At 69.3% G+C, this 18,180-nt stretch carries 18 protein-coding genes; 10 read left to right on the forward strand and 8 right to left on the reverse strand.

Annotation, left to right across the window (positions count from 1 at the left end; all coding sequences use genetic code 11):
• Nucleotides 1–160 precede the first annotated feature (160 nt).
• Complete coding sequence (locus tag FX134_RS13055) at nucleotides 161–1,033, forward strand: hypothetical protein (protein WP_080802807.1); 873 nt, start codon at nucleotides 161–163, stop codon at nucleotides 1,031–1,033.
• A gap of 16 nt (nucleotides 1,034–1,049) precedes the next feature.
• Here the strand turns inward: FX134_RS13055 and FX134_RS13060 are convergent, their stop codons facing one another.
• Nucleotides 1,050–1,661, reverse strand: a complete 612-nt coding sequence (locus FX134_RS13060; protein ID WP_080802809.1) for a helix-turn-helix domain-containing protein — start codon at nucleotides 1,659–1,661, stop codon at nucleotides 1,050–1,052.
• 98 nt (nucleotides 1,662–1,759) lie between these two features.
• On the reverse strand, nucleotides 1,760–3,235 hold the full coding sequence (locus FX134_RS13065) for an ATP-binding cassette domain-containing protein (protein WP_080802812.1): 1,476 nt from the start codon (nucleotides 3,233–3,235) through the stop codon (nucleotides 1,760–1,762).
• A 754-nt stretch (nucleotides 3,236–3,989) separates the two neighbouring features.
• Here FX134_RS13065 and FX134_RS13070 point away from each other — a divergent pair.
• From FX134_RS13070 to FX134_RS13080, 3 genes are all read left to right on the forward strand, one after another.
• A complete protein-coding gene (locus FX134_RS13070; protein ID WP_232050958.1) occupies nucleotides 3,990–4,619 on the forward strand; it encodes a DUF6933 domain-containing protein in 630 nt (209 codons plus the stop codon).
• Between the two features lie 67 nt (nucleotides 4,620–4,686).
• Nucleotides 4,687–5,427 carry a tRNA threonylcarbamoyladenosine dehydratase gene (locus FX134_RS13075; RefSeq protein ID WP_080802814.1) on the forward strand — a complete coding sequence of 247 codons (741 nt, stop codon included), beginning with the start codon at nucleotides 4,687–4,689 and terminating at the stop codon, nucleotides 5,425–5,427.
• 209 nt (nucleotides 5,428–5,636) lie between these two features.
• A complete protein-coding gene (locus FX134_RS13080; protein ID WP_080802817.1) occupies nucleotides 5,637–6,377 on the forward strand; it encodes a TatD family hydrolase in 741 nt (246 codons plus the stop codon).
• Here the strand turns inward: FX134_RS13080 and FX134_RS13085 are convergent.
• Nucleotides 6,374–6,751 (reverse strand): n-acetylglutamate synthase, encoded by a 378-nt coding sequence (locus tag FX134_RS13085; RefSeq protein ID WP_232050959.1) that lies wholly within the window; start codon nucleotides 6,749–6,751, stop codon nucleotides 6,374–6,376. The two genes, FX134_RS13080 and FX134_RS13085, sit on opposite strands and share 4 nt — an antisense overlap.
• 218 nt (nucleotides 6,752–6,969) lie before the next feature.
• Between FX134_RS13085 and FX134_RS13090 the strand changes: the two genes are divergently transcribed.
• Nucleotides 6,970–7,332 (forward strand): transcriptional regulator, encoded by a 363-nt coding sequence (locus FX134_RS13090; protein WP_080802820.1) that lies wholly within the window; start codon nucleotides 6,970–6,972, stop codon nucleotides 7,330–7,332.
• 34 nt (nucleotides 7,333–7,366) lie between these two features.
• Nucleotides 7,367–8,245, forward strand: a complete 879-nt coding sequence (locus FX134_RS13095; protein WP_080802822.1) for a patatin-like phospholipase family protein — start codon at nucleotides 7,367–7,369, stop codon at nucleotides 8,243–8,245.
• A gap of 72 nt (nucleotides 8,246–8,317) precedes the next feature.
• Here the strand turns inward: FX134_RS13095 and FX134_RS13100 are convergent, their stop codons facing one another.
• On the reverse strand, nucleotides 8,318–8,509 hold the full coding sequence (locus FX134_RS13100; RefSeq protein WP_080802826.1) for a hypothetical protein: 192 nt from the start codon (nucleotides 8,507–8,509) through the stop codon (nucleotides 8,318–8,320).
• Between the two features lie 313 nt (nucleotides 8,510–8,822).
• Nucleotides 8,823–9,404, reverse strand: a complete 582-nt coding sequence (locus tag FX134_RS13105; RefSeq protein ID WP_080802829.1) for a hypothetical protein — start codon at nucleotides 9,402–9,404, stop codon at nucleotides 8,823–8,825.
• A 100-nt stretch (nucleotides 9,405–9,504) separates the two neighbouring features.
• On the opposite strand from FX134_RS13105, the gene FX134_RS13110 reads away from it, so the two are divergent.
• Complete coding sequence (locus tag FX134_RS13110) at nucleotides 9,505–10,344, forward strand: TrmH family RNA methyltransferase (protein ID WP_080802831.1); 840 nt, start codon at nucleotides 9,505–9,507, stop codon at nucleotides 10,342–10,344.
• A gap of 3 nt (nucleotides 10,345–10,347) precedes the next feature.
• On the opposite strand, the gene FX134_RS13115 is transcribed toward FX134_RS13110, so the two are convergent.
• The gene (locus FX134_RS13115) at nucleotides 10,348–11,304 is read right to left on the reverse strand and encodes an L-lactate dehydrogenase (protein WP_080802835.1); all 957 of its coding nucleotides are present in this window, start codon (nucleotides 11,302–11,304) and stop codon (nucleotides 10,348–10,350) included.
• 159 nt (nucleotides 11,305–11,463) lie between these two features.
• Between FX134_RS13115 and FX134_RS13120 the strand changes: the two genes are divergently transcribed.
• On the forward strand, nucleotides 11,464–12,459 hold the full coding sequence (locus FX134_RS13120; protein ID WP_080802838.1) for a helix-turn-helix transcriptional regulator: 996 nt from the start codon (nucleotides 11,464–11,466) through the stop codon (nucleotides 12,457–12,459).
• Here FX134_RS13120 and FX134_RS13125 read toward each other — a convergent pair.
• Together FX134_RS13125 and FX134_RS13130 are read right to left on the reverse strand one after the other, a co-directional pair.
• Nucleotides 12,456–12,923 (reverse strand): hypothetical protein, encoded by a 468-nt coding sequence (locus FX134_RS13125; RefSeq protein ID WP_080802842.1) that lies wholly within the window; start codon nucleotides 12,921–12,923, stop codon nucleotides 12,456–12,458. The two genes, FX134_RS13120 and FX134_RS13125, sit on opposite strands and share 4 nt — an antisense overlap.
• The gene (locus tag FX134_RS13130) at nucleotides 12,920–13,246 is read right to left on the reverse strand and encodes an HIRAN domain-containing protein (protein ID WP_080802846.1); all 327 of its coding nucleotides are present in this window, start codon (nucleotides 13,244–13,246) and stop codon (nucleotides 12,920–12,922) included. Before FX134_RS13130 ends, FX134_RS13125 begins: the two co-directional genes overlap by 4 nt.
• Before the next feature lie 348 nt (nucleotides 13,247–13,594).
• On the opposite strand from FX134_RS13130, the gene FX134_RS13135 reads away from it, so the two are divergent.
• Together FX134_RS13135 and fdhF are read left to right on the forward strand one after the other, a co-directional pair.
• A complete protein-coding gene (locus FX134_RS13135) occupies nucleotides 13,595–15,433 on the forward strand; it encodes an NAD(P)-binding protein (RefSeq protein ID WP_197735983.1) in 1,839 nt (612 codons plus the stop codon).
• The gene (gene fdhF, locus FX134_RS13140; RefSeq protein WP_080802851.1) at nucleotides 15,426–18,137 is read left to right on the forward strand and encodes a formate dehydrogenase subunit alpha; all 2,712 of its coding nucleotides are present in this window, start codon (nucleotides 15,426–15,428) and stop codon (nucleotides 18,135–18,137) included. The genes FX134_RS13135 and fdhF overlap by 8 nt, the downstream gene beginning before the upstream one ends.
• Nucleotides 18,138–18,180 lie beyond the last annotated feature (43 nt).

Below are 18,180 nucleotides of genomic sequence, written 5' to 3' on the forward strand. Positions count from 1 at the left end.
GACAATCGTCCCATGGCGGCGCGCATGACCGCGCGTACGCGCATTTCGTGGGACGTCGGTAACGGTTGGGTGAACTTCGCGGGGCTTCCACACGCGTTCGGTATGTTCGGGGGCGAACGACGGCACATGATGGGCGCGGAAGGCGCGGGGAGGTTTGGCGATGACGAAGGGCGGAAACGAGGCGCAGAAGAAGGGCGGGCTGTTCGACGATCTGTCGTTTGCCCAGGTGACGGCAGGTGCGTTAGCGGCGGTGACGTCGATGCTGCTGGCGTCGCAGATAGGAATCTACGGCTCGGTGATCGGCGTGGGCGTGGGCTCGGTGGTGTCGGCGGTGGCCTCGCAGCTGTACAAGAAGTTCCTGCAGCGCTCGGCCGACAAGCTGCGCGAGCTCAACCCCACCGGGGCCGTCGGGCCGAAGGCGGTGGACGGCGACGGGGCCGCGAAGACGACGGCCCTGCCCCGCGCGGCGCACGCGGACGACGCCCTCCGAAGCGGCGATTCCGCAGTGCGGCGGGCGCGCGTCGAGCGCGAGCGCAAGCGGAAGATCAAGCGCGGGGTGCTGGCCGTGTCCGTCGCGTCTGCGCTCGTCGCCGTGGCGGTGAGCGCCGTGGCGATCGACCTGGCGTCGTCGGGCCAGGGCGTGGGCGCGAAGACCGAGCCCCTCCTGCCTGCGCGCAGCCAGACGGCTTCGACCGACGCGGGGACAGCGGGAACGCAGGCGGGCCAGGATGCGCCCGCGACGTCCGACGAGCAGCCCGATTCCGCGAAGGAGGGCGACGCGAACGCGCAGGATGCGGGCAAAGACGCGTCGAAGGACCAGCCCGGCGCGACGACCGACCCGGGCACGGACGCCGGCTCCTCCGAACCCGCCGACCCGGACGCGGGCTCCGAATCGGAAACGAAGCCCGACTCCGGCGGCGGATCCGCCCCCGACGACCCCTCCGCGAAGCCGGACTCCGGTTCGTCGAACGACCCTTCCGCCGGCAACGGGACGGGTTCCGACTCCGGCTCGTCTTCGACATCCCCGAAGTGAGCCGTCGGCTGCGACCTCAGCGCCGCAGCCGCGCCGGACGTGCTTTCGCCGCGAACAGACCGTGGCGGTTGCAGAACGCGTACAGCATGCCCGGCCCCATGATGGGGAAGCGCGCCTCGGGCTCCTGCTCGGGATAGAGCTTGCGCATATGGACGCGGTCGGTGGTGACGTAGGCCATGAAGCTCACGTAATGCCGCTTGTCCATGGGGTGGTCCAGGGACACGTGGAAGTCGCCGTCGATCTGCTCCACGACCAGGCGGTGCGCGCCGCCCTCGTCTTCCTCCTCGGGCTCCAAGGCGGGCAGCAGGATGCCGCAGCAGCTGAACGCGCCCTCGCCGGCGGCGTGCACCACGTTGCCGCACACGGGGCACACGTAGAATTTGCCGCGCAGCATGTTGGCCGACCGGTTCGCGTTCACGGCGCATTCGCCCGACAGCAGCTCGGCCACCGAGACGCCCAGCGAGCGCGCGAGCGGCTCCACGAGCGCGATGTCGGGCAGGCCCTTGCCCGTCTCCCATTTCGAGACGGCCTTGTCGGTGACGCCGATCTCCTCGGCCAGCTCGCGCTGGGTGCAGCCCTTCTTCTCCCGCAGCGCGCGGATGGCGCCGCCGGTCACGTAGCTTGTCATGCGATGCTCCTTGCCGTCGTTGTCCGTGCGGTCGATTATGCCCGCGCGCCGCCGCCCCCGCAACCTACGCTCCGTGGAGGCGGGTGCTGCCACCCTTCTCACCGCACGCGCACCGCCCCCTCGTCGACGATCCAGCGGGTGCTCGTGCAGGCGTCGAGGAAGGCCTCGTCGTGCGAGACCACCACGAGCGCGCCGGGGTAGGCGGCGAGCGCCTGCTCGAGCGCCTCGGCCGAGTGGAGGTCCAGGTGGTTGGTGGGCTCGTCCATCACGATGAGGGCCGGGCCGTCGAGCGCGCCCTCGGCCAGCATGAGCTTGCGCAGCTCGCCGGGGCTCACGTCGCGGCCGGCCAGGATGCGCTCGGCACTTGAGTTGAGCTGCGTGACGAAGGAGAGCAGCCTCCCGCGCCGCGCCTCATCGGCACCGTGGAGGCGTGCGAGCACGCGGGTGGCCTCGTCCGGGCCCACCTCCTGAGGGATGGCGAGCGCGGGCACGTCGGCGGGCAGCTGGCGCAGCAGGTGCCGCACGAGGGTGGACTTGCCGCCGCCGTTCGGGCCGGAGATGCCCACGTGGTCGGCGTGTCCGACCGCCAGCTTCGGCAGCCGCAGCCGCCCCTCGCCGCAGGGGATGTCGTGCTCCTCCATGAACAGGAGCGTCGCGCGCGGGTGGGGCTTCGCGTCCAGCCAGAGCGAGCCGTCGTAGCGCTTCGCCACGCGGATGCCGGCCGCCGCCTGCTGTGCCCGCGCGACGCGGGCGTCCATGCGCGCGGCGAGGGCGCCTGCCTGACCGTCCTTGCCGGTGAACACGGCAAGCTGCCGGCGGCCCCGCCCGTCGCTATCGTGCTTGTCCAGATGGCGGGCGCTCAGGCGGCTGGCCGTTCGCGCCGCCAGGTGCGCTCGGGCGTCGGCTTCCGCCGCGAGCCGCGCGGCCTCACGCTTCGCGGCCTCCTTGCGGGCGGAGGTTTCGGCGTGCTCGCGCTCCTGCTGGCCGCGGGCCTGGTCGTAGCCGCCGGGGCGCATGGTCCAGCTGCCGGCCTCGTGCATGAGGCAGCGGCTTGCCAGCCGGTTCAGCAGCGCGCGGTCGTGCGAGATGAGAAGCCCTATGCCGCGGAAGCCGGCCAACGCGTCCGCGAGCGCCTCGCGGCAGCGCGCGTCCACGTGGTTCGTGGGCTCGTCGAGGGCGAGCACCTGCGGGTTCTGCCAGAGCGCGCACGCCACCTGAATCTTCTTGCGCTCGCCGAAGCTCAGCGCGTCGAAGCGCCAGGGCATGTCGTCGTCGATGCCCAGGCTCTCGCGCAGGCGTTGGGCCCCGCGCGAGAAGTCGCAGGCGAACTCCTCCAGCATCTCGGGCGGGGTGGAGGCGTCCTGCGGGCAGTACGCGGCGGCCAGGCGCGGGAACGCCGAGCCGGAATCGGGCACGAGCAGGCCGCACGCGATGCGCGCGAGCGTGCTCTTGCCGCAGCCGTTGTCGCCCACGATGCCGCACCAGCCTTGCGGGAACGTGGCGGACACGCCGTCGAGCGCCGGCGCGGGCGAGCCGGGGTAGGTGTAGCAGATGTCGTGCAAGGTGAGAACCATGGAGGCCTCCTTCGTGAAGGGGCCTGCGCGGATGCTCGCGGGCGAGCGCGTATGCGGAAGGGATGGGGCGCCTATGAAGCTGCGATGCGATCCGCGCAGAGCCCGGCGCCATGCGGGCGCCAAGGGGTACGTCGGGTGAGTGGCATCGCTAGAACCTCATGTATCGCTCTCCTTGCAGAAGCGGCTGCCTGGCATATGGGGCGGCCGCGAAACGTTGACGCCGCCCAGTGTAGCACGCGCCCGGACGGGGCGGCAAGCCGATTCCGTGCACGCGAAATGCGGCTTCGTGGCAGAAAACGACGGAAATCTGCCTTTTGTTCGGCGGCCCTTCTCAGACTGCTTTGGGGCAGTCCTCCATTTTCGCAGCTCAGACGCTTGCCACCGAAAAGCGGATGGACGCATGTCGTCACGGCGGCTTGTCGGATGGCGGATTTCCGTCAGAACCTGCCATGAACCTTCGTTTCCGCTGCAAGGTCGCATCGGGAAGACTGCGGAATGTCCGAGCGAGCGTGAGGAGGCCCGCGCAGCGGAGTCGAAGGATCTCGCGCGGTGCCAGCAGGAAGCGTCGCGGTCGCCGCCGCACGGGATCCTTCGTTTCCGCTCCCTTCGGTCGCCGTGCTCAGGACGGCAGACGCACTCTGCCGTCCGGTCGCCGCGATCGGGCAAAAAGCACGCCGCTGTCCGTCGCTGCGTCCAAACAGGGGGTGGCGTTCGCTGTGTCCGCTTCGCTTGGGAGGACGAAAGGCGCGGGCGCGTGCCGTCGGGTATACTGGTTCGCATCGATTCGGGCGGTATGAAGGGAGGCGAAGCGGTGCAGCTGGGCATCACCATACCGTTGCAGCGGCATCTGCGGCTCGCGCGGCCGCCGTACGGCGAGCCGGACGACCTCGCGTTCTGCTGGGAGGCGCACCGCGCGGCGCTCGGCGGGGCCGACGTGTTGCTGCTGGCGAACGCGAGCAACCGGTTCGCCGCCTTCGCGTGCATGCAGCCGGCGGACTGGCGCGACTGGGAGGCGGTCGCGCTCGCGGCGATGCGCGCATCGCTCGCGACCTGCGGGTTCGACGATCGCGCGATCGACGCGTACCTGTTCTTCGCCGGAGCTCCCGAGGTCACGCGCACGCACGGCCGGCGGCCCGTCGCGTTCCTCAATGTGCTGGTGGACAAGCTGCTGCGGCTTCCGCTCGCGCTCGATGCGGCGGCCGAGCCGTTCCCGCTCGAGCTCTGCCGCCTGGTCAACGAGCACATGCCCTGCAAGGCGGCCGGCTTCGAGGGCCTCGGCCTGCCCGCCGAGCGCTTTGCCGCCGACCTCGCGCGTCTGGGGATCGGCATGCGGGTGGCGGCTGGGCAGGCATCTTCGAGCGAAACGGACGCTTCCGCGCTCTGAGGCGTCCGTTTCGCTCGAAGATGCGTCTGCGCACGTGCTACCATGGTCGCCGACGGAAAGGACGCGCATGACGACAACCGGCGACACCGCCACCTCGAAACTCGAATTGATCATGGGACGCGACGGCCTCGAGCGTCTCGCGGCCTCGACGGTCATGGTGCTCGGCGTGGGCGGCGTGGGCTCGAACTGTGTCGAGGCGCTCGCGCGCGGCGGGGTAGGGCGGCTCATCGTGGTCGACCACGACGTGGTGCAGGCGAGCAACATCAACCGCCAGGCCATCGCGTTTACGAGCACCATCGGGCGCAAGAAGGTGGACGTGGCGCGTGCGATGATCGCCGACATCAATCCCGGCGCGCAGGTGGAGACGATCGACGAGTTCCTGCTGGCCGAGAACGTGCCCGCGTTCCTGGAAGCGCACGCCGGCGGTGCGGATTACGTGGTGGACGCCATCGACACGATCTCGGCGAAGCTGGCCATCGCGCAGTACGCCGACGAGCGCGGGTTGCGCCTGATCAGCAGCATGGGGGCGGCGAACAAGCTGCGCCCCGACTGCTTTCGCGTGGCGGACGTGTACGACACGGTGAACTGCCCGCTCTGCCGCATCATGCGCAAAGAGGGCCGCAAGCGCGGCATCCGGCACCTGCGCGTGCTGTACTCGTGCGAGCAGCCGGTGGACGTGCCCGTGCGCGAGGGCGCCGCGCGCCGCGAGCGGTCGAACCTGGGCACCGCGTCGTTCGTGCCGCCCATCATGGGCCAGATGATCGCCGGAGAGGTGATCTGCGAGCTGGCGGGAATCGAGCGCGTATGAGCGAAACGGCTTGTCATCCTGAGCGGAGCGAGGCGCAGCCGAGCGAAGTCGAAGGATCCCGTGCGGCGGTAGCCGGGAGTCGTCCTGTTGACACCGCGCGGGATCCTTCGACTCCGCGCCTGCGGCGCTGCGCTCAGGATGACAAGGGGTACGCGGCCCGCGTCGCTTTCGCTCAGGATGACAACCTGCGCAATCTGCGGCTGTTCGATATGCATTGCCATTTGGACTTCGATGACGATCCGCGGGCGCTTGCGGACGGGCTCGCGTCGTGCGGGACGGGCGCGTTCTCGGTGACGGTGGAGCCCGAGGGCTACGAGCGGGCCGCGCGGCTGCTCGCGCTGTGTTCCAACGTGCGCGTGGGCGCGGGCCTGCATCCGTGGTGGGTGGAAGACGGCCCGGCGGGCGAGGCGGCCGTCGAGCGCGCTGTCGCGAACGTGGCTGCATCCCGGTTCGTGGGCGAAGTGGGTCTCGACTTCGGCCCGAAGTACGCCTCGACGAGCGAGGCGCAGATAGCGGCGTTCGACCGTATCGCCGCCGCCTGCGCCGCAGAGGGCGGCAAGGTGCTCTCCCTCCATGCCGTGCGCTCGGCGGGCGCCGTGCTCGATATCCTCGAGCGCCGCGGCACGTTCGACGTGTGCGCATGCATCCTCCACTGGTTCTCCGGGTCATCCGACGAGCTGCTGCGCGCCGCCAAGCTGGGCTGCTACTTCTCCGTGGGGCCGCACATGCTGGCATCGAAGCGCGGCCGCGCCTACGCCCAGGCCATCCCGCGAAACCGTCTGCTGCTGGAAACCGACGAGCCGCCCGCCGCCGGCCCACCCGTCCCGGCGCAGGAGTTAGCCCGTCTTCTGCACGACGCTCTCGGCGAGATCGCGCGCCTGCGCCGCGAGGATCCCGAACCCCTCGCCGACCGCATAGCCCGCACCAGCCGCGCCCTGCTCAAGCTCTAGTCTCTCCCTTCGGCCTCGCAATTGCCCGCCGCCCGCTCCTCGATGATTGAAGTGCCGGCCGAGCAGTCGCCGTTGAGCCAACGCCATGCCTCATGAAGCCTAACACGACCGTCGGGCAGCTCCTCCGGCACGCTCTCGCATTCGCCCGCGCGCAGCACGCCCGCGGCGTTCAGGTGGTGGTAGAGGAAATGTAAACGGCCGCTTCCGTCCGCTGTGCCCACAAGATGACCTTGCACGATGTCGCCGCCCGCATAGTCGGCCCAGACGGTGGCGCCGCTCTGGTGGTAGGCGAACCGCGTCCGCCCATCCACCTCGCCGTTCTCCGTGTTCTCGAGCGATACGAACACGCGGCCATCGTAGTTCGGCATCGGCATGGCGCTCCCTTCGCTGTGACGTGGGGTATCGCAGGCATCTTATCACCGGTGTGAAGCGGACGGCGTGCCGGGTCGCCTCAACGCGCACGCGGAGTCGGTGCGAGTCCCCGCGAACTCACGCGGCGGCCACAGGGGCGTGACGGATGCATCCGCAGGCGCGGCAGCTCCGACGAGCACGGCTATAGTGGCTTGCGAAAAGGCTGGCGAAAGGAGGCGGCGTGGAACTCGGGTCGTTGCCGGAGTGGTTCACGGCGTGCGCGGAGGTGCTCGCGGTGTGCACGGCGCTGTTTCTGCCGCAGTACCAGGCGTATCGCGACCGCAAGCAGAGCCTTTCCCGAATGCGGCGCGTGACGAAGGGCATGCTGGCGACGCTTGCCGACGCGCGGGCGGCGGGCCCGTCCACGAACCCCGCGCAGCTGGAGAGCGCCCAGGAGCTCAAGCTCTACCTGCAGGTGTCGTTCTTCGTGCTGAGCGATGCGCGCGAGATCGCGCTGCGCGATCAGGTGGAGCAGCTGTATCGCCAGCTGACGGCTCCGTCGCCCGACATCGCCGCCGTCCGGAGCGCCATCGCGGCGCTGTAGGGCGGCAGGCGCCTGGAGAAAGGAGGATCGCGCGATGGAAAGCACTATTCGCAACGTGGCGCTCATCTTCGAGGGCGGCGGGATGCGCAACTCGTACTCGGCGGGCGCGCTTTCCGTCATGCTGGACGCCGGGCTGTTCTTCGACGACGTGTACGGCCTGTCGGCGGGCGCCACGAACGCCATCGACTACGTGTCGCGCGACGCGGCACGCGCGGAAGCTTCGTTCACCACGTGCTTGGATGACCTGGCCTTCCGCTGGTGGATAGCCCCGCTCGCAGGTGCGGACGGCCTCGACGCTCTGCTGCACGGCGATGGCCGCGCGCGTTCGGGCTGCCGGCTTCCGTTCGACTTCGCGGCCTTCCAGACGAACCCGGCGCGGGTCACGCTCCAGGCCATCGACCGCGACAGCGGCCGCACCGTGTTCTTCACGCGCGACGACTTCCCTTCGGAAGAGGAGCTCATGCTGCGCGTGCGCGCGTCCACGAGCTATCCTATCATCGTGCCTCCCACCTGGGTGGACGGCCGCGCGCTCTACGACGGAGGCATCGGCGTGGGCGGCGGCATCATGCTGCCGCGGGCCACCGACGACGGCCTGCGCCGCTACTTCGTCGTGTGCACGCGTCCGCGCGGCTACCGGCGGCCCGAGCGGCCGAACCGGCTCTACGACGCGTACTTCTGGCGGCGTCCCCGCCTGCGCGCGGCGCTCGACACGTGGGCGCAGCGCTACAACGCCGAGCTCGACCGCCTCGCGCGCCTGGAGGCCGAGGGCCGCGCCTACGTGTTCTACGCGAACGACCAGGGCGTGGCCAACACCGAGCGCGACGAGCGCAAGCTCAAGGCCAACTTCCAACGCGGCCGCGCCCAAGCCCAGAAGGAGCTGCCCACGTGGGAACGCTTCCTGAGCCGCTCATAGGATGACAGAGGCAGCTTCGGCGGGTGACTTTCTCGTGCGCTCAATGGGGACGATATACGGTCGGTACTGTTGTCAAGAAAAGAAAACTATGACTACTCCTACAATAGCCATTGCGAGACCGAAAAGCGCAGTCAACACTACGATAAGCGCTCTCCTCCCGTCCTCTCTCTCGCGGGCATCTCCCATATCTTTTTTTAGATCTTCGACATCATTTGAATCTAGGCCTCCGAACAGAAGGGGTACGATATCGAAGAAGCTAATCATCATAATCCTTTCAGCGAGAGGAGCGGACTCGGGGGCAGGGTAGTCTTCTCGCTTATCGCCAATTGAATTCTGGTCTCAAACGACAGAACCCGCTCATGCGAACAAGTGAATTTCTACCTTTTACCACTCTATTTCACGCGAACGCATGAATCAAGGGAGGCTGCTAAAGCGTCACGGTAGAAGGCGATGCTGTCGCCAAGGTGCGCCAAGTTGTCCTCTCGGAATTGCCGCTCGCCCGTAGTATCTGTCTCCTTGATCGACGCTTTTCGAGCTTTTCCGTGGCGCAAGCGGGCGTCGGCTTCGTGCGGCGCGCTTAGTGGAAGTCGGCTTCGTCGGAGAATTCCCAGCCCAGCAGCGCGTCGCCCACCAGGCGGAACTTGAAGGGCAAAGGTCGCGCCACCTCGCCGCGGTCGATCTTCTCGGAGACGCCCTCCAGCTCGTCGAGAAGGTCGAAGAAGCCGATCTCGTCGAGGGAGGGCAGGCCGGCGGCCACCTCCTCGGGCGAGACGAGCATGATCTGCAGCACGATGTCAAGGTAGCCGTCCAGCCGCTCGTTGCTCTCGAGCAGCTCGTCGACGCGCTCCTTCTCGAACAGCGACTCCTCGATGCAGTACCAGCCGATGGCGTCCTCAGCGCCCTCGTCCTCCATGAGGTCGCTCAGCACGATGCCCTTGGCCTCGAGGTCGGCCGTCGTGTAGCAGGTCAGAAGGTCGTCGGGCGTCACGAGCGGCTCGTCGTCCTCATCGAGGTCGCTCATCACGTACACGACCTGCGCGATGACGCCCTCGGGGACCAGCTCGAGCGCCAGCCCGTAATGGTAGCCCGGGGTGGCCGTGCGCGTGCCCCAGTACAGTTCGCCGTGATGCTCGATGAGGGTTTTGACGGTGGCGGCCACAGGCGCTCCTTCGGGTCGGTCGTGCGCGATCGGTATGGATCGAGTATAGGGCACTCGGGCGCTCGGTGGTACCATGACTGTCGAGCGAAAGGAAAACGACATGCCCATCATCCGTCTCAGCGACCTGTCCGACCCGCGGCTCGCGGCGTATTCGGGAATGACCGACGCGCAGCTGCGCGAGTACCCCGATGCGGCGTGCGGCCTGTTCATCGGCGAGTCGCGCAAGGTCATCGAGCGCGCGCTGGACGCCGGCGTGCGGATGCGCTCGCTGTTCATGGAGGAGAAGTGGCTCGACCAGACCATGCCTCTCGTCGAGCGCGCGCTCGCGGCCGACCCCGAGACGCCCGTGTTCGTGGCCACGCGCGAGCAGTTTCACGCCCTGACCGGCTACGAGGTGACGCGCGGCGCGCTCGCGGCGTTCGAGCGGCCGGCGCTACCAAGCGTGGAGGAGGTGCTGGCCGGCGCGCGGCGGGTGGCCGTGCTCGAGGATATCGTGAACTACACGAACGTGGGTGCCGCGTTCCGCTCGGCTGCGGCGCTCGGCATCGACGCGGTGCTGGTGACGCCCTCGTGCCACGACCCGCTGTACCGCCGCGCCGCGCGCGTGTCGATGGGCACGGTGTTCCAGGTGCCGTGGACGCGCATCGGCGGCGTGCGCGACTGGGCGGCCGAGGGGGTGCCGCTTTTGCGCTCGCTCGGCTTCGCGACGGCGGCGCTCGCGCTCGCGGAAGACGCCATCTACCTGCACGATGCGCGCCTACGCGACTGCGAGCGCTTGGCGCTCGTGCTGGGCACCGAGGGCGACGGCTTGGCCGCGTCCACGATCGCCGCCTGCGACTACACCGTGAAGATCCCCATGGACCACGACGTCGATTCCCTCAACGTGGCCGCCGCCAGCGCCGTGGCCTTCTGGGAACTCAGAACGAAGTGGCGCGACTAGCGCCTAGCCCAGATCCAGCCCGGCCATCACTTCCCGCATCGTCTTCGCGGACTCCCGCAACCTTGCCAGCTCGTCGTCCGACAGCGGTGCGGGCACTTGGTACTCGATGCCGCCCCTGCCCACGACGGCGGGCATGCTGAGCACCACGTCGTGCAGACCGTGGACGCCGTGCTGGAAGTTCGACACGGGCAGGATGGGCTTCTCGTCGCGGACGATGGCCTCGCAGATGCGCTTCACGGCCATGGCGATGCCGTAGTAGGTGGCCTTCTTCTTCGCGATGATCTCGTACGCGCTGTTCTTCACGTCCTCGGCGATGCGGCGCATGGCCTCGTCGTGCTCGTAGTGGCCGCGCAGCTCGCAGAAGTCGTTCACGGGGATGCCCGAGACGTTCGCCGTGCTCCAGGCCGCGATCTCGCTGTCGCCGTGCTCGCCGATGATGCGCGCGTGCACATTGCGCGGGTCCACGCCGAGGTGCTCGCCCAGGATGTACTTGAAGCGCGCGGTGTCCAGCACCGTGCCCGAGCCGATGACGCGGTTCTCCGGCATGCCCGACAGCTTCAGCGCCACGTGCGTGAGGATGTCCACCGGGTTCGACACCACCAGCAGGATGCCCTGGTAGTCGCGCCGCGCGATCTCGGGGATAATGGATTTGAAGATGCGCACGTTCTTATGCACGAGGTCGAGGCGCGTTTCGCCGGGCTGCTGGTTCGCCCCGGCCGTCACCACGATGATGGCCGCGTCCGCCGCGTCGTCGTAGTCGCCCGCGAATATGCTCATGGGGCCGGCGAAGGGCATGCCGTGCGCGATGTCGAGCGCCTCGCCCTCGGCGCGGTCGCGGTCGACGTCGATGAGCGCCATCTCGGTGAACAGCTCGCTCTGCATGAGCGCGAACGCCGTGGCCGAGCCCACGAACCCGCATCCGACGATGGCTACTTTCCGATCATTGACTACGCGCTGCATATGCTTCCTTCCGATCGTTTCGCTTTCTCAAGCCGAGAACCTACCGCAGCCCGGCCGCCGCGTCAAGGAGATCCATCGATTGTCTGTACCGAAAGGGGGATAGAGGCTATACTGGTGCCGCAGCCCGATCGGGGCCGCATCGCGCGAAGGAGGATTCCCATGGCCGTCAACCGCCAGAAGCTCAAGCTGCTGTACCTCATGAAGATGCTCGAGGAGGAGACCGATGCCGAGCAGGGCCTCACGATGTCGCAGATCCTCGACCGGCTCGAGGAGCAGGGCATCACGGCCGAGCGCAAGGGCATCTACCGCGACATCGAGGCGCTGCGCGAGTTCGGCTTCGACGTGCGCACCTACCAGCGCGCTCCGGTGCAGTACGCCCTGGAGAGCCGCGACTTCGCGCTTCCGGAGCTGTTGCTGCTGGTGGACGCCGTGCAGAGCTCGCGCTTCCTCACCGAGCGCAAAAGCGATGCGCTCGTCGAGGCCGTGAAGAAGCTCGCGTCCGCCCGCCAGCGCGCGCTGCTCGACAAGCGGCTGCATGTGGAGGGCCGCATCAAGATGCAGAACGAGTCGGTGTTCCGCAGCGTCGACCGCATCCAGGAGGCCATCGCGCGGAAGCTGCAGATCTCGTTCGTCTACTTCAAGTACGATGCGGCCAAGGAGAAGGTGCTGCAGCACGGCGGCGAGCGCTACGTCGAGACGCCCGTGCAGCTCGTGTACGCCGAAGGGTACTACTACCTGGTTGTATTCAACGAGAAGCACGACGGCTTCGCCACCTACCGCGTCGACCGCATGGACCGCATCAGGGTCACGGACGAGCCCGCCGTGAAGAACGAGCGCATCGCCACGTTCGATGCCCAGGAGCTCGAGGGCCGCGCGTTCGGCATGTACTCGGGCGAGCCCGTGGCGGCCACGCTGCTCGTGGACGGCGAGGCCATGGGCGCGGTCATCGACCGGTTCGGCAAGGACGTCGAGTCGCTGCCGGCGGGCGAGGGCCGGGCGCGCGTGTACGCCACGGTGATGAAGAGCCCCGTGCTGTTCGGCTGGCTCGCGCAGTTCGGCGACCGCGTGCGCATCGAGAAGCCGGCCTCGCTCGCGGCCGAGTACCGCGACTATCTGGCCGGAATCGTGGCCGCCTACGAGCGAGCCGCGCGCTAGACGGCGCGGGCGAGCGGCCGCGCGTCGCGGTTGCCCAACAGCAGCCGGCCGCCGTCGTCGAGCACGGCCTCGACGCTTGCGAGCAGCCCGTCTTCGTCGATATCGAACACGAGGTCGGCTACCGTTCGCCCGATGGCGTACGAGCAGGGGCGGAAGCTCTCCCAGCGCAGCCCCGCGACGGGCGAAGCGGTCTCCACGCTGCCGACGAAGAGCGCGATGTGGGGTTCGCGCATCGCGAACGCGGCCAGATCGCACGTCTCGAGCCGCAGGATGGTGGGCGCGCCGGGCAGCCAGGCGCGGGCGCGCTCGTCCCAGAGCGTGAGCACGTCCGCCACGTAGGCGCCGAGCGTTTCCCGCGCTTGCCTGCGGTTGTCCTCGGCCAGGCCGCGCGGGTCATCGAACCAGCGCTGGTACAGGCTCGCGAACGCCGCAGCCGCCTCGATGGGCGCGGTCTGCGAGCTCATCGCGCGTCCCTCACGTACAGGCCCACGCGTACCTGCCGCCAAGGGGCCGCTTCGGCGTCGACTTGCAGCACGCGCATCTCGAACGCGTCGGCGTGCCCGTAGAAGCTCAAGGTGGAGACGAGCGAGTTCTCCGCCGCAGGGATGTAGCCGAGCTTCGTCTTCTCGTGGAAGAGGGCGACGGCCTCGGGGTCGAACGGGTTGTCGGGCTCGGGCGCCATGTCCAGCCGCGTTCCCGGCTTGAGGTTCCCCAGGGCGAGCGCGCCGTCCCAGTGCTGGAATCCTGCGATGTGATACGTTGCGATATGCCGTGATGGTTCGTACATGATGGCCTCCTCTGTCTCGATGCCGCCATGATACGCGCTCGGGGCGATTCGCTTATCCCGCCATTGGGACAGGTGAGAAGATTCTTTCGAGGCGCGGATGGCGCCTTGTCTAAGCATCTGAGCGAAGCGCCCCCCCTCTGTCATCCTGAGTGAGCGAAGCGAGTCGAAGGATCCCGCGCGGCGTCAGCAGGAAGCGTCACGGCTATCGCCGTGCGGGATCCTTCGACTCCGCTCCCTTCGGTCGCTGCGCTCAGGATGACAGAGGAGGGCGTTCGCCGGAGAGGCGCGGAGGACGGGCGGCGTTGCGGTAGAATGGAGGGAAGGTTTCCGAAGAGGGCGGAGGAGACGTTGACGAAGCTATCGATCGCGCCGCGGGCGCGCGACGACGCGAAGGTCGCCGAACGGGCGCAGCGGTTCGCGCGGCGCGTGGAGGCGGTGCCGCCGGGCACGTGCCCGGTCGTTGCCGAGCTGGCGCTTCTGCGAACCGGCGCGGCCCAGACCTGCGGAAAGTGCGTGCCGTGCCGCGACGGATTGCCGCAGCTGGCGGCGATGCTCGAGCGCGTGGCGGCCTGCGAGGCCGACAGCGCCGAGCTCGCGCGGATGCGCGCGCTGGCCGAGATGATCCGCGACACGTCCGACTGCGCCATCGGCTACGAGGCGGCCCAGGCCCTGCTCGACGGCATGGACGAGTTCGCCGCCGAGTACGAAAGCCACGTGGCAGCCGGCCGCTGCCAGGAGGGCGTCGGCCAGACGATCCCCTGCGAGACGCTCTGCCCGGCGCACGTGGACGTGCCCGCCTATATCGCGCTTGTGGCTGCGGGCGACTACGCCGGCGCGGTGAACATGGTGCGCAAGGACAACCCGTTCCCCACGGCGTGCGCGTTCGTCTGCGAGCACCCGTGCGAGGCGCGCTGCCGCCGCGCGCTCATCGACGCGCCCGTGAATATCCGCGGCATCAAGAAGTACGCCGTCGATCAAGCGCCTGCCGACCAGGTTGAGCCGCCGAAGCACGGCGTGGACACCGCGCGCAAGGTGGCCGTCATCGGCGGCGGCCCGAGCGGGCTCACCTGCGCGTACTTCCTCGCGCTCATGGGGCACCGCGTGACGGTGTTCGAGGCGCGCAGCCAGCTGGGCGGCATGCTGCGCTACGGCATCCCCGCCTACCGCTTCCCGCGCGAGCGCTTGGACGAGGACATCCGCGGCATTTTGAACGCGGGCACCATCACCGCCGACTGCGGCTTCGCCATCGGGGCGTCCGAGCTGGCCGAGATCGTGGCCGAGTTCCATGCCGTGTACGTGGCCGTGGGCGCGCAGGCGGGCAAGTCGCTCGCGCTTCCCGGGGCCGACGCCGAGGGCGTCATGTCGGCGGTGGATATGCTCGGGGCCATCGGCGACGGCGACTATCCCGACTTCACGGGCAAGCGCGTGGCGGTGGTGGGCGGCGGCAACGTGGCCATGGACTGCGCGCGCACGGCGGTGCGCGCGGGTGCGGACGAGGTGTCGGTGGTGTACCGCCGCCGCAAGGAGGACATGACGGCGCTGCCGGCCGAAGTGGAGAGCGCCATCGCCGAGGGCGTGGAGCTGATCGTGCTGGAGGCCCCGGAAGCCATCGAGGCGGACGCGAGCGGCCGGTGCACGGCGCTCGTGACGAAACCCCAGATGATCGGTCCCGTGCGCGGCGGCCGCCCGTCACCGGTGCCGGCGGACAAGCCCCTGCGGCGCATCGAGGCCGACGTCGTGCTCATCGCGGTGGGGCAGCGCGTGGAAGCGGGGCCGTTCGAGGAGTTCGGCATGCGCACCACCTGGGGCTGCTTCGATGCCGACGAGCACCTGGCGGCCGAGGGCCTTGCGGGCGTGTTCGTGGGCGGCGATTGCCAGACGGGGCCGGCCACGGTGATCCGCGCCATCGCGGCGGGGAAGGCGGCCGCGCGCAACATCGACGAGTTCCTGGGCTACCATCACAAGCTGCCCTGCGACGTCGAGACGCCCGCGGCCCGTCCGAACGACCGCGTGCCGAAGGGGCGCGTGGAGATGGCCGAGCGGCCCGCGCGAGAGCGCAAACGCGACTACCAAGGCGTTGAGCTGGGAATGAGCCGCGAGGAAGTCGAGCAGGAGTGCGGGCGCTGCCTGCGCTGCGACGTGTTCGGCTGCGGATCGACGGAGGAAGGCGGGCGGCAGTATGCCTAGCATCACGATAGACGGCCTGACGGTGGAAGTCACCGAGGGCGCGACCATCCTCGACGCCGCGCGAGCGGCCGGGGTGCGCATCCCCACGCTGTGCTTCTTGAAGGACGTGAGCGCCGTCGGCGCGTGCCGCGTGTGCGTGGTGGAGGTGGAGGGGCTCGAGCACCCGGTGCCGTCGTGCTCGACGCCGGTGCGCGACGGCATGGTCGTGACCACCTCCTCGCCGCGGCTCGACGCCTACCGCAGGATCGCGCTCGAGCTCATCGTGGCCGATCATGGGCCCGGCGTGGGAGCGCCGTGCTTCTCGTGCGCCGGAAACGGCGCGTGCGAGCTGCAAGACCTCTGCCGCGAGCTGGGCGTGGAGGGGCCGGAGCGCGCCGTGCCGCGCGCGGCCGAGCCCAAGGCGGACGCGAACCCCTTCCTGTCCTACGACCCGAACCTCTGCATCCGCTGCCAGCGCTGCGTGGGCGCGTGCAACGCCGCCGCGCGCAACCACACGCTGCGCGCGGACAAGCGCGGGGCGCGCACGACCATCGAGGCCCCGTTCGGCCCCGACTGGCGCGCCACCGACTGCGAGTCGTGCGGCAACTGCGCGCAGGCGTGTCCCACGGGCGCGCTCGTGGAGAAGCGCCGCGGCGCCTACCGCTCATGGGAGACGGAGCGCGTGCGCACCACCTGCCCGCACTGCGGCGTGGGCTGCCAGCTTGACCTGCAGGTGAAGGGAGGCCGCATCGTGGACGCCGAGGGCGCGCCGGGGCCGTCGAACAAGGGGCTTCTGTGCGTGAAGGGGCGCTCCGGCAGCTTCGACTTCGTGGACGCGCCCGACCGCTTGACAACGCCGCTCGTGCGCAACGCCGCTACGGGCGAGCTCGAGCCCGCCACCTGGGACGATGCGCTCGACCTCGTGGCGCGCCGCTTCACGGAGTTGCGCGACGAGCATGGCGGCGAGGCGCTTGCGGCCTTCGCCTGCTCGCGGTCCACGAACGAGGACATCTACCTCTTCCAGAAGATGGCGCGCATCAGCCTCTACACGAATAACGTGGACTGCTGCGCGCGTGTTTGACACGCTCCCACCGTCGCCGGTCTGGCGACCATGCTTGGCTCGGGAGCGATGACGAACTCCATCGCCGACGTCACGCAGCAGGCGGACGTCATCATGCTCGTGGGGTCGAACCCCGAGGAGGCGCATCCGGTCATCGGCATGCAGCTGCGCGCCGCCGTGGAGCGGGGGTGCCGCCTCATCGTGGTGGACCCGCGCGACATCGGCCTGGCGGCGCAGGCCGACATCCACCTGAAGCTGCGGCCCGGCACGAACGTCGCGTTCGCGAACGGGGTGGTGAACTACCTGATCCAGAACGAGCTGTACGACAAGGACTTCGTGCGCGAGCGCACCGAGGGCTTCGAGATCCTCGCGGCCACGGTGCGCGACTACACGCCGGAGCTCGTGGAGGACATCTGCGGCATCGATCGGCGCGACCTCGTGGCGGCGGCCAAGATGTACGCCGCGGCCGGGGCGGCCGCCATCGTGTACTGCCTGGGCGTGACCGAGCACTCCACCGGCACCGATGGCGTGATGGCGCTCTCGAACATCGCGATGATCACGGGCAACCTTGGCAAACCCGGCGGCGGCGTGAACCCGCTGCGCGGGCAGAACAACGTGCAGGGCGCGTGCGATATGGGCGCCGGCCCCGACGACCTACCCGGCTACCAGAAGGTGGCCGACCCCGAGGTCGTGCGCCGCTTCGAGCGCGCGTGGGGCGCGAGTCTGCCGCGCGAGCGCGGGCTCAAGGCCACCGAGTGCTTCCCGGCTATGCTGGACGGGCGCGTGCGCGGCCTATTCCTGTTCGGCGAGGACCCCGTGCGTACCGATCCGGACACGGGGCATGTGATCCGCGCGCTCGAGGCGCTGGAGTTCCTCGTGGTGGACGACCTGTTCCTCACCGAGACGGCGAAGTACGCCGACGTCGTGCTGCCCGGGCGCAGCTATGCGGAGAAGGAGGGCACCTTCACGAACACCGAGCGGCGCGTGCAGCGCGTGCGCAAGGCTGTGGAGGGGCCGGCGGGCGCGCGGCTGGACACCGACATCTTCACCGAGGTCATGAACCGCATGGGCTACGCGCAGCCGCGCCTTACGGCCGCCGAGGTCATGGACGAGATCGCCGCGGTCACGCCCTCGTACGGCGGCATGAGCCATGCGCGCCTCGACGGCGCCGACGTGGCCGGGCGCGGCCTGCAATGGCCCTGCCCGCACGGCGAGCATCCTGGCACGCCCATCCTGCATATGGGCGAGTTCGCGCTGGGGCTGGGGGCGTTCTCCACGCCGGAGTACCGGCCCTCGGCCGAGCTGCCGGATGCGGAGTACCCGCTCGTGCTCACGACCGGCCGCGTGCTCGCGCAGTACAACGCCCGCGCCATGACGGGGCGCACGGAGGGGCTCGACGCGATCGAGGGGAGGTCGTTCATCGAGGTCAACGAGGCAGACGCGGACGCGCTCGGGGTGGCCGACGGCGACCGCGTGCGCGTGACGTCGCGCCGCGGCTCCATCGAGACGACCGCGCGCGTGTCGGCCAAGACCAACCCCGGGCAGACCTGGATGCCCTTCCACTTCCAAGACGGCAACAGCAACTGGCTCACCATCGCCGCCCTCGACCCCGTGTCGAAGGCCCCCGAGTACAAGGTCTGCGCCGTGCGGATGGAGCGGGTTTAGAAAGCAACAGAGGGGTCCCGAAGGACCCCTCTGCGGTGGAGTC

Origin of the sequence: Arabiibacter massiliensis, assembly GCF_902386925.1 — a bacterium.
Taxonomy (GTDB): domain Bacteria; phylum Actinomycetota; class Coriobacteriia; order Coriobacteriales; family Eggerthellaceae; genus Arabiibacter; species Arabiibacter massiliensis.